Source organism: uncultured Microscilla sp. (assembly GCF_947493425.1).
GTDB lineage: Bacteria > Bacteroidota > Bacteroidia > Cytophagales > Microscillaceae > Microscilla.
In genome coordinates this window covers 56729-68875 of record NZ_CANLRP010000022.1, presented here as the reverse complement: position 1 = coordinate 68875, position 12147 = coordinate 56729, and the positions used below count along the sequence as shown (strand labels likewise).

Here is a 12147-nt window from a genome sequence, read left to right as displayed (position 1 = left end):
GGCAAGTTTTTTTAACGAAGCATGTCCAAAAAAGATGAGGTTAAGAATGTAAATTTATTTTGACACCGTTCCTAAGAGGCAACCTTATTCAAGGTTGCTTTTTTGTTGAGGCTGTTTAACATTTATGGCAATTTGAGTCCTACTTTGGCTAATATTGCCATTGTTGGAAGTTCCGATACATCAGCACCTATATATAATTGAACAAAAACGAAACTAATCCACAAAAAATAAAGTATGGGCTCGAAAGAATTGGACTTATTCCTAATTTTGTAATCGAATTAATTATATCTTGTTGTAGATAAACTTTCTACTCAACAGCATAAATCATTTTATATGGATTCAGGAAGAATAATTTACCTAAATGGAGAATTTCTCCCCGAAAAGCAAGCCCGCATTTCGGTATACGATTCAGCTTTGATGTTTGGTGACATGGTGTTTGAGATGACCCGCTCATTCAACAAAAAACAATTCAAAATCCGCGAACACCTAGAGCGTTTGTACCGCTCTATGGACTACCTCCACATCAAAATTCCTCATACTATAGAAGAACTAGAAAAGATATGTTATGAAGTGCTTGACCGAAACGACAAAGTATTTGCTGAGCACGACGAGCATCGCTTAATGGTAAATATCAGCCGTGGACCTTTGTCTTTCTATTCTGAAATTTTTGATGGCAAAGTAGAACCTACCGTAGTAATTACCGACTTCCCCTTTAAGTGGACAGTGGCCACCATGGGCCCCTTGTTTGACACAGGAGTAAACGCCGCCATCCCTTCACAAAGAGCCATTCCTGCATCTTTGCAAGAGCCTAAAGTAAAAAACCGTAGCCGTATGTTTTACATGATGGCCAACATCGAAGTGTCTAATATGTCGGGCGACCGCAATTGGGCTTTATTGCTTGATCCTGATGGTTTTATCACTGAAGGTACAGGTAGTAACTTCTTCATTATTAAAGACAACAAATTGATTTGCCCTGAGCCTCGTAACATTTTGCGTGGGGTAAGCATGGAGTACGTAATCAATGAGTTAGCTCCCGCTTTAGGGCTAGAGCACGAGTACCGCAACATTGAGCCTTATGATGTAATGAACGCTGACGAAGCATTTTATACAGCAACTCCTTTTTGTATGGTGCCTTGTACTTCTATCAATAACTATAAGATTGGCGATGGTAAAGTAGGACCAATTTATACTAAATTGATTACTAAATGGGGTGAAAACGTAGGCGTTGATATTATTAAACAAATTAAAGATTATGGCGAAGAAGTAAGCGACTTGCGCGCCAAGCAAAAAACAATGCCAAGCACTTACCAATTTGTGAAGTAGTGATGCCAAAAACTTTTTTAGAGTAATTTTTGAGCCCGCGAATTTCGCGGGTTTTTTTATGCCTGTTTTTGAGGAAAGCAATATCAATGTAATAAATCAGATGTTTTTTAACTATTTATTTCAAGTCACTTTTTCTTGATAAACAACCTGTTAATTGTATTTAATAAAGAGGTTTTTTCAGCTAATATCTATCTGTTAACTCAGCTTAAAAATACCTAAAAAACTAGTTCAAACCTTGTTTTTTTATACTTTCAGCCTTGTTTTTAAGACCAGGCAATATGCTTTATACCATTTAAATCTGATTTAAATAAGAAATTTTTTTTATTGTTTTAACCGATAAATGTTTGGTTTATGAAACAAAATAGCTATAATTGCGCTATAATTAGAAAATTATGTGGAACAGAAATAAAAATATAGGATAGTTCAGTGAGAAAATTCAGTCTTACATATTGTATGAAAGAAGCACCAGCTTTGGTGCCACACTCACAAAAAGTTACTATTGACTTTTTAGCGAAGGGTACGGGTATACCTCTACATTCTATCTGGATTGATATATAATTATTCCAAGATATAAAGGTAGCCCGAACCCAACAAGGTTCGGGTTTTTTTGTGCCTTTTTTTGCCAAATCCGCAAATAACACACCGCCGCGAACACCCGCAAGGGGAAAGAAATAACACTAAATTCAAGTATTTCACACAATTTAAATAACACATAACAAAAATGTTTAGCCTATTTACCACCTCCAAAAAGGGGCAGCCTAGTGTGGTGAAAAAGCCCGGTAAACCTAGGTTTGCTGCCAGATTAATAGTTGTAAAACGACACGCCGACTGGTGTGCCGCAAGTAAGGTGATGACTCCGGTTTTCAATGATTTGAAAAATCGTTTCGATGGTAGAGAAGTGTTGTTCGTGGACTTTAACTACACCAATAATACCTCCCGTTATCAGTCTGACCTTTTGGCTACTGCCCTCGGAGTTGCCCGCAGTGTTAAAAAGCATGCGGGCACTGGGTTTATCTTACTGATAGACGCCGAGACCAAGCAGGTGATCGAGAAATTTACTCGTAGACAATCGTTCGAAGAAATGGTAAACTTATTAAAAGACAGACTTTTAGATAGTTTGGAACGGGAAAAAATGATTACCCAACTACAAAAAGAAGCTGGTAAAGGTAAATAACCTTTTGTGGTTTCGTTGGGTAACAGGTATATGCAACCCTGCATGGGGTGGTGGTTTTCCCCAACAAACACCCCTTTAAAATTTAAACAGATTTATTAGATGAAAACGTGTAGCGTCGAAACCCATTCGGCGAAAAAAGGACTTGATTGTCCAGGCCATGAATGGGGTTATTTATATCGTATAAATACGATATTTAAAGCTTGTTTGTTCACCTAACATAGGTGGAGCAAAAATCGCATAGATGCTTCATTAAAACCTGAGCAATAGGGTAATGCTCTGTTGCTCATAAACCTAAAATAACAATGACAAAATCAAAAATGATATTACGGAATGTTACTGTATTCAATAGTAACAAGTTTATACTCCTGAAGGAGTTTGGTTCTTTTCTTTATTCTAATACTTCATGAAGCTTTGAGCGACTTGATAATAGTTTACCCGATAAGTAAAATAGGGTAAGGCATTGAAAAACAATTGTTTATCATCTACAAAATTAACTTGGTCGCTTGAAGCTTTGTCATTGAAAACTCTTACAGTGATGAGTTCTCGACTAAAAAAAGCGGACTTGACCAAACCTCGCAAAACATTGGAGGCTTTGTTCCGCAAAAAGCTTAAGCCAGAAAATTTAGAAGAAAATTCGCCTTATAAACCCATAGGGCAATTGATACGTGGTGACTGGCAAGGCACACACCATGAGAAAAAAGCATTTTATCATTTTTTAGACAGCATAGCCCGACGCAAGGGGTATGAGATCTACCGTGAAGCTGAGGCTTTGTTAGCAGTATTTGGTCAGGCAAACCAATGGTTGCGTTTGCCCAAAGGCTGGATGCCTACCCAAACTGAAGATGCCCAAATGGTATTTTCTGATTTGGTACATTACCTGTTTGCACAATATGAGGTACCCCAATTTATGGACAATGCCTGGCACAAAGGTAATATGGCACACATTGATTGGTTTATCCACTTGGGCAAAGGGCAAAATATCAGGACTGCCCCTAATATGTATGCACATTTGACTAAAAAAATGGCGCATCATTTTTTGCAGGCACCCGCAGATTATACCATCGAAGAAGCCTTGACATACGGACAAGTAACTGCCTTAGGGGGCGATGATTTGTTGATCAAACAATTACTAAATAGCCCATTGTTGTACATAAGTCAAGACCAAGGTTTTTGGTTGTCACTATTACAATTCTTTTTGAACAACAAAGAGTTGGCTCAAGATAATCACATAAAAAATATAGTGGAGTTTATCAACATCAAACGAATGACCAATGTGGCAGTAGATGATTATGGACAGCTTACGGGCAAAGTAGGTAGACCTTATTCGCTTAAGCAAAAAACGGCTGCTTCGATGATGCGAGAGGTAAGGGCTTGGCAACAAAAAATGGCGAATAGTTATAGTTCAAGCTATGACCAGCTCACTACTTGGGCGCCTGTCAAGGTGAATAATTTCTTGAAAAAAGGCAATGGTATCACTTATCGCATTATGCAATTGACCAACAATTTTGCGCTCTTGCGCGAAGGCGAAAAAATGAGACATTGTGTGGGCAATTATATGCATCGATGCCAAACAGGTGATGTATCTATTTGGGCATTGACCGCTACTTCGGGTTTTTCAGTAAAACCACTATTAACGATAGAACTCAAGCAGAACAATACCATTACACAAGTAAGGGGAAAGGTAAACAGAATGCCTGACCTGGAAGAAGCTAAGTTGATAAAACAATGGGCTGCTCGTGAGCAACTTAAGGTAGGGCACCATTGTGAAATTAGTGATTAATTAATTGCTTAAATAACTGATAATGAGATTTATATTTAAATATTTAGTGATATGCGAAACCACATTTTAGATGGTTTAGAAGATAGCGATCCTCTTGCCGAGAAAGCTGTTTTCTTTCCTCTCCCTTCCTGAAAAGCCAAAGAAGTAAGCTTGTTTGGGTAGGGTAAGACAACGAATGCTATTGTAGCATACCTTCATAACAAAACAATTACTTCTTGTATTGGGGTGGGTAAAATACACCTGCCCACAATTTGGCAATCATGAGTAGACAAGACTGTTCAAAATCTCACCGCAAAAACCGTAAATCACTAAAGGTAGAAAAGAAAAAACGGTTTCATAAAAAGCAAAACAAGAAATATCTTAAAAAATTGGTGTGGTCTGCTTATGCCAACACCATCAATGGCTTACACCAACTTTATCATCAAGAAGTCAAAGCAGAAAATGCCCCTTTGTTGTTGCAAGGCATAGGAGATGTTTTACAGAATAACCAGCAGTTGGAGGGAGGAAAACGGATTAAGTTTTTAAACTTCTTAAAACAAGTTTTACGACCTGAAACTATTCCACTTCTGTATGCTCCTATTGCACTATACAACATCTTTCGATTTCGCAAATACTGGATCAATACTCTAGAGAGTTGGCAACCTGTCAAGCACTGGAACCCTACCCATAAAAGCGGTGGGTTTGAAGTGTATGAGGCAATGTTGAAAGACTTATTACAGCATTTGTTTGTGAAGCATACAATGCCTGAGTTTATGTATCCAGCCTGGCAAGCCCAACATTCTACCCATTTATGGTGGTTTGTTCACTTGGGCAAAGGGGGCAATATCAAAGATGTGCGTTCATTGCCTTTTAAGTTGAATAGCAAAATGGCGCATTATTTTACCCAGGCTCCCAGACACTACTCAATAGAAAAAGCTTTGTTGTATGGGCAAGTATGTGCATTAGGTGGTACTGAGGCTTTTTTTGAACAATGGCATGCTACCCATTGGAAACGGATTTATAAAGACCCATTGTTTTTTAGGCAAGTCATACAGTTTTTTGCCTACTATCCTGAGCTCACCAATAACCGAGAAGTAGCACAGGTCATTAGTTTTATCAATGCTCATAAATACGATGGACAAAAAGTATACACCAGAGCCAAAGGCATTGTACATGAGCCCCCTGTTGCCCCAAATTTTAGTCTCAAGGGGAGGACTGACCAATCGATCATGCGATTGGTAGATGAGTGGTTGAGTTCGCCTAGAGTGTTGAGTAGTGTGTTTGACGATTCGTTACTTGTCTGGACGCCAGACCCTACCAACGACTTTGAATATTGGGATGTTGAAAAACAGGTATTGTACAAAATATCGCAATTGATTAACAACTATGAGCTATGGCTAGAGGGCAAAGCTATGATGCATTGTGTAGGCACCTATACCCACAAATGCTTGGGGGGCTACAGTACTATTTGGACAATGACCAAGGTAAATGGTCAGGGCAAAGAGGAGAAATGTGTGACTATTGAGATGGGTAAAAAATGGAGAATTTGCGAGATAAGGGGCAAGCGAAACCGTGAACCTAAGCCACAAGAGATGGAAGTGATAAAGCAATGGGTAAATAAAGAAAACCTGGCTTTGTCGATTGATTATTTATAGTAGTTAGTCATCACAGGGTTTAGTCATTTAACCACCTCCTGTTTAGCTCCGTTGAGAGATCAATGTGTGTCGTCTTATTTGGGCAGTGGTGTATCAGGACACTGCTCTATTTGGTGTTTGTTAATAAGTACAATTAGGGGTAAATGATAGTACAAGCAAGAGGGATATATAGTTATATGCTTGACCATAAAGAGATGGGTATGCTGAATGCTTGAGCAGATGCTCAGGGTTTGATTTATGATGTGTATTGATGCATCGTAAACATAAAAGTCGTGTGTGAAATGTAAGCTTAAGAAAAGTAAGCTAATTTGAAATAGGTACGTGAGGTTTCATGCTACCTATTTTTTTTGTGTAGAAAACTGAAGTAACTTTAATCATCAAATTTTTGAACTCATCATGAAATCTTAACATTATGAATCCTACTGTATTAATTACAGGTGCGTCGAGTGGTATTGGAGCTGCTTTGGCGTATGTTTTTGCTGCTAAAGGCTACAATACGGTGTTGGTGGCACGTCGTGAAGACAAACTCAAGGCCATTGCTGAGGACATAGAGCACCGGTTTGACACCAAAGCATGGGTGAAACCACAAGACTTGAGTGTAGCAAATGCCGCCCAAGTACTTTATGAGCAACTCATCGAAAAAGACATTCATATCAATGTATTGGTAAATAATGCAGGCTTGGGCAGTATAGGTAAACTTGCCGAACAAACTACTGCAAGTAGTTTTCAGATGTTACAGGTAAATGTGACAGCTTTGACTGAACTTACTCAAGTGTTTGTCAAAGATATGTTGGTACAAAAAGAAAGAGACCTAGCCAATGGAGTAGCAGCACATTATAAAATAATGAATATAGCTTCTTTGGCAGCGTTTCAGCCTGGCCCTAATATGGCGGTTTATTTTGCTTCTAAGGCTTATGTTTTATCATTTTCAGAAGCTATAGCCGAAGAGTTAAAAGAAGCTAACATAGGTGTTACTACTGTATGTCCTGGTATTACCCGCACCGATTTTTTGGAAAAAGCTCATTTGGCTAAAGAAAACCCCTATACCGAATGGGTAAGCCAAAGTGCTCAAGAAGTAGCAGAGGAAGCTTATAAAGCTTTATTTGATGGGAAAAGAGTGCATATTACTGGAGGAGTAGTCAATAGCATTTCAGCGAAAGCGGCAAGTGTAGTACCCAACCGCTACCTCAACCCTATTACGGGTTGGTTGATAGAAAACATAGGAGGGGGCAAAGACGTGTGGTAATATATAAGAGTATGTTTAAAAATCATAATCTAGGCTAAAAAAGTGATTTTTACGCGCTGACTTCGTTAATTTTTGCGTCAATAGCTTTAGCTATTCACTTAAAAATATATCTCGCCAGCACAAAAAACTCATCATTTTTAACTCCGAAGACAAAATTTAAACATACTCTAAATAACACAATGGAGAAACATTACAAACATTTCTCCATTATGTTTTATATTGACTATAAGAAAACCCTTAACCCTAAGCCTAAGTTGATTACCTTAGACACGTTTTCTGACGAAGTTACAGAATTGGTGTCTCTGGAATACTGGTAGTATAGCCCTGGTTCAAGCGCTACATTAGGTGCTAAGAAAAATGAATAACCTACGCCTACTTGCCAGTTAAAATTACGTACCTCAGTATTGCTATCCTTCACATTGGTTTGTCCCCAACCTACTCGTCCGACAAGAAACAAATCCTTTACTACATAACCCCGTACCCCAGGCTGAAGGCTTACTGTATTGGCTACATTGCTAAAGTTAAAGTCGGTATTAAGCGTAAGGGCAAAACCTTGGGTGATAAAATAACCTACTTGTGGCGATATGTTAAATACACTTTGTGTGCTTGAAGTGGTTACCCCATTGGTAGTGTTTTCGAATGTTGCGTTTACGAAAGCAATATTGCCGCCTAACATCCACCTACCTTTAGCATAATGACTATTTTGTGCCTGTAGGTTGAAGGCAGCAAATGTGACTACAATTAGTAAAATTAGCTTTTTCATAAATGATAATTTTTTACTCTAATAAAGGTGTAAATTTAACTATTTTAGGCATTTAGAAATGGTTGAAAAATAATTTAGATTTTAACCTTGAACCAAGGCAATAACTGCCATCTATGTGTTTTTTTTATTAAAAATCAATGTGTGGTAAGATTTGTAGCTGTTTGTAGAACAAAGACACACCGATAGCTAAGGACTAGTACACTTGCCTCTGTAAAAGCTACTAATTGTTGAGCCAGCCTCTGTAATTGTGGTGTGTGCCACTAAACCACAACCAAAAAAGTAATCAAGTATAAAGTATACGAATGTAAAGCTTTACAGCGACTCATCAAACCTTTTTTTCTATGTCAAATAATATTACAATACAATCACCTAATGGTGCTAAAATAGGCGAACTTGTTCTTCAAAACTATTACCAGCCCACGTGGTCACCGTCTAAGGCTGACTTTTTTTTGGTCTATTACAACCTTGATCTTCAGGGTGAAAAAAAGACCAACAACCGATACTTCACCAATAAGTATGTGATCAACGAAAGTTACCTGGCACTTCAAGAGTTTGTTGTAAAGGCAAGCGAAAAAGATTTGGATAATCAAAATACGCAATTAGTTGTGATAGATTTGGAGCATAAACAGCAAAGTATAATATCAAGGATAGAGCATGGGTATGTTACTCCGGTAGAGTTTACCTCTAGCGCTATTTTATATACAAAAAGCAAGGTAGGACAAGGTAGCATGCGCAGCCACTTTGAAGCAACCTTGACAGACATACAAAACTGGGAACCTATTGGCCTGACTCATAAATGATAGTATGAGGCAAGGCTAACTTTAAACGCTCTATTTCTTGAATCTCTATAGGATTTCCTGCAAGCAGTAAAGTATGCAAGCGTGGAAAATCTCCTTGTGTTACAGGAAGAGATTTGAGTTGATTATTTTCCAGTATCAGTGTTTCTAAATAATGAAGTTGCCCAATGTTGGCGGGTAATGAGATTAGTTGATTGTATCCCAGATGCAAAAAACGAAGTTTTTTTAGATTGTTGATGGTTTCCGGAATTTTGAGTAACCCATTTCCTTCAAAGTTAGCTTCCTGTAATTGTTCCAGTGCCCCTATGCTATCAGGTATACCTACCAACTGATTATAACTCAAGTCTATACTCTTTAACTTTTTAAGGTAGCTCAGGCTTTTGGGCAAACAACTGATATGATTATGCTTTATAGCGAGTTGTTGTAGTTGAGTAAAACCTCCAATCCATTCAGGCAATGTTTCCCACTGTGTGTGTTGTATAATGAGCGTTTCTAACCAAGGTACTTTAGAAATTTGCAAAGCCATTTGGTGAATGTTCCCCCCTCCTGTTTTCAGTACTTTCAGGTTTTTTAGTTGATTAAAACCTTCTGGTAAATATTGAATTGGATTGTTGGTCAGGTCAAGCTCTTGTAGGTGAGTTAACCGAGGCAATGATGTTGGTAAAGAAGTAAGTTGATTATCAGCTAAATATAATGCATTAAGCTGTGACATATCCCCCAAATGGGCAGGCAAACTTTGTAGTAGGTTATGGTTCAAGTGTAACTCTTCAATTTGCCTAAGCTTTGTGATAGCAACAGGTAAATTTTTTAGACGATTGTAAGACAAATACAAAACCTTGAGTTGAGTAAGCTTTCCTATACTTTCGGGGAGTTTAATGAGCACATTACGGCTTGCCACAAGTTTTTGCAAAGAGGTAAGTGAACCTAGCTGACGAGGCAAAGTGCTTAAGTTTAGGTCTGATACTGTGAGCAGGGTTACCTGCAAATGCTGTAATACCTGCCATTGCTTTATCAATAGTTGTAGCTCTCGTTTATGTATCAAAGTCAGACTAGGTAGTGTAATATTTTGTGCTACAGCAAGCCAATCTAATTTATGCTCCAGGCAAAACAACAAAGCTGTTTTTACCTTACAGTAAGGGTTATGAATCAGTAGCATTTTCAATAGTTCCACTCCATTAACCTCTGGGTATTTTATAAGTCTTTTGAATATGCGAAAAACTTGTTTGGGATCTAAAGTACTGTACAACGATTCTTGACTAAATTTTTGATTTGCCAGCTTGTCAAAAAATAGCCTGGCCTTATTTTGAATGGTAGCATCCTCGTGAAAATAACTCAAAAACAATAACGTAGAGGTTAGCTCAGGTGTAGGCGAGTAGGCAGGCAATAGCTCAAAACCCAGCAGAATATTAGCATTTTCGCTACTTTGTAACAACTTCTTTAAATTACCTATGGCAGTCATTTATTTCCCCTTTTCTGTTTGTTAAAAATACTAAAAAGATATTTGTGTTTGGGGCAACCAATCGGTGATCCGTTGTTTTTCGTGTGTTGGAATAGGGTTTTTATCCAGTAATAAAAAACGTAATCCCTGAAGCTTCTGTATATTCTGAGGCAGTTTAGTAAGTCGGTTGCTTTTTAGGTTGAGTGTATACAACCTTTGCATATTGCCTATGCTTTCAGGCAATTGGGTAAGTTGATTTCCTTCAAGGTGCAAACGAAATACTTTACTTAATTGCCCTATGCTTTCAGGCAAAGCAGTCAATGCGTTATAGTTCAATGACAGTAAAAACAATTTTTGCAAGCCGTGTATGCTTTTGGGCAATTCAGTTAGTTTATTGCAATCAGCATTCAATTGATGCAAATTTTTAAGTTTGCCCAATGATTTAGGCAATACTTGTAATTGATTGTAACTCAGGTTGAGCAAGCTAAGTTGCTGAAGGTTGCCTATTTCTGGCGGTAACTGGGTAAGCTTGTTATAGGTCAGCTTGAGCTGGGCTAATGTTAATATTTGGGTAAACTGTTGGGGAAGACATGACAATTGATTTTTTTCAAGGTTTAACTCACGCAACTTCCTTAATTTGCCTATAGTGGCAGGCAAAACCTCTAGTTGGTTGCGGGCAATCAATAATACCATCAATTGAGTAAGGTTACCCATACTGTCAGGTAGTTTTTTCAAGTGATTGTTGCTTAAACTTAAGTGGGAAAGCTTACGTAAATTGCCTATGCTTTCTGGCAAATGTTTTAATTGGTTTTTCTGGAGTTTTAAATGTACCAATGACGATAGCTTGGTGATTACAGCAGGGAATTCCTCTATCCGGTTATTATCGAGTGCTAGTTTTTCTATTTGCTTCAATTGCTGTATAGACTCGGGCAGTTTTTGTATACGACAAGACGAAAGAGTGAGGCTTTGTAAGTTGCTCAAGGTTCCCATTGTTTCAGGCAATGCCTTGATCCGATCTGATTTGAGAGTAAATGTCACAAGTTTTGAAAGCTTGCCTATACTGACAGGTACACAATGAAACTTATTACCACTTAGATTGAGTGATTTTAGAGTGGCCAGTTGGGTAATTGCCAAAGGAAACTCTGTCAGTTGGTTATTGTTTAGGTTGAGCTCCTGTAGGTGGGTTAATTGGTTTATTTCAGTAGGTATTTCAGTCAAACGGTTGCTTTGCAAGTACAAAGCTTTGATTTTAGGGATTTGAAATACCAGTGCAGGTAGCTTTTCCAATCCAAACTCTAATAAGTTGAGCGTAAAAGAGGACAAGACTGGATGCTTAAGGTTTTGTACATCAATGAGATTATGCTCCAACCCAAACCTATAGCCTCGGTTAATGTGTGCTATGGCAATAGACACAATCTCTTTGGCATTTACTAAAGGCGATTTACAAAACTGAGCTAAAAAGTCAGATACAGCACGTTCACCCGAATAATGTTGGTAATGCAATGTTTTAGTAAAGCGCATAAACCCTAAAGAAGCATGTTGAGCAAACACTATTTTCATTATTTCCTTTACTGTTTCGTTTCGATGAAATAGCGATAAAGCATAGATATAGCCCAACATAGACAAAGGTACCCCACTGCCAGCCATAATTTGAACTGCCAGTTCTATGTTTGTCAGATCATTACTATTAATCAATTGCTTGAGCTTTTTTGTATATATGCTTTTGTCCAAAGTTCCATCCATTATAGTATTATTTAAAAGTATGCTTGCTCAATAAGTGCAGTAATTCTGTTGTATCTTTAAATTATATAATAAAATGGCTAAAAATAAAGCGAAACAGGCAGGTTATCGATTCGGGATAAACCATCATTGATCCTAAGGGTAATTTTTTTACTTTTTGGCAAAACAAATTCACAATTTAATTGTTGTTTTTGTTACCGCACTTCATTTTCATAATAATTATTCCACTTTTTACTTACATAAAACCCTGAA

At 37.8% G+C, this 12147-nt stretch carries 9 protein-coding genes; 6 read left to right on the top strand and 3 right to left on the bottom strand.

From position 1 onward, the window contains the following. The first annotated feature begins 333 nt into the window (after window positions 1-333). The 5 genes from Q0954_RS08680 to Q0954_RS08660 all read left to right on the top strand — a co-directional run bounded on the left by Q0954_RS08680 (window position 334) and on the right by Q0954_RS08660 (window position 7157). Window positions 334-1323, top strand: a complete 990-nt coding sequence (locus Q0954_RS08680) for an aminotransferase class IV (protein WP_299455925.1) — start codon at window positions 334-336, stop codon at window positions 1321-1323. A 721-nt stretch (window positions 1324-2044) separates the two neighbouring features. Continuing rightward, on the top strand, window positions 2045-2497 hold the full coding sequence (locus tag Q0954_RS08675; protein ID WP_299455923.1) for a thioredoxin domain-containing protein: 453 nt from the start codon (window positions 2045-2047) through the stop codon (window positions 2495-2497). A 535-nt stretch (window positions 2498-3032) separates the two neighbouring features. Further along, complete coding sequence (locus Q0954_RS08670) at window positions 3033-4277, top strand: PcfJ domain-containing protein (protein WP_299455921.1); 1245 nt, start codon at window positions 3033-3035, stop codon at window positions 4275-4277. A 260-nt stretch (window positions 4278-4537) separates the two neighbouring features. Further along, window positions 4538-5911, top strand: a complete 1374-nt coding sequence (locus tag Q0954_RS08665; RefSeq protein WP_299455919.1) for a PcfJ domain-containing protein — start codon at window positions 4538-4540, stop codon at window positions 5909-5911. Between the two features lie 412 nt (window positions 5912-6323). Then, window positions 6324-7157: an SDR family oxidoreductase gene (locus tag Q0954_RS08660; protein WP_299455917.1), complete on the top strand. Its 834-nt coding sequence runs from the start codon at window positions 6324-6326 to the stop codon at window positions 7155-7157. Between the two features lie 223 nt (window positions 7158-7380). Here the strand turns inward: Q0954_RS08660 and Q0954_RS08655 are convergent, their stop codons facing one another. Next, entirely contained in the window at window positions 7381-7920 is a 540-nt protein-coding gene (locus Q0954_RS08655; protein WP_299455916.1) for an outer membrane beta-barrel protein, read from the bottom strand. 341 nt (window positions 7921-8261) lie between these two features. On the opposite strand from Q0954_RS08655, the gene Q0954_RS08650 reads away from it, so the two are divergent. Next, window positions 8262-8720, top strand: coding sequence for a hypothetical protein (locus tag Q0954_RS08650; RefSeq protein WP_299455915.1), 459 nt, complete (start codon window positions 8262-8264; stop codon window positions 8718-8720). Here the strand turns inward: Q0954_RS08650 and Q0954_RS08645 are convergent. After that, complete coding sequence (locus Q0954_RS08645) at window positions 8698-10176, bottom strand: leucine-rich repeat domain-containing protein (protein ID WP_299455914.1); 1479 nt, start codon at window positions 10174-10176, stop codon at window positions 8698-8700. The two genes, Q0954_RS08650 and Q0954_RS08645, sit on opposite strands and share 23 nt — an antisense overlap. A gap of 30 nt (window positions 10177-10206) precedes the next feature. Beyond that, entirely contained in the window at window positions 10207-11898 is a 1692-nt protein-coding gene (locus Q0954_RS08640) for a leucine-rich repeat domain-containing protein (protein ID WP_299455913.1), read from the bottom strand. Window positions 11899-12147: the final 249 nt, after the last annotated feature.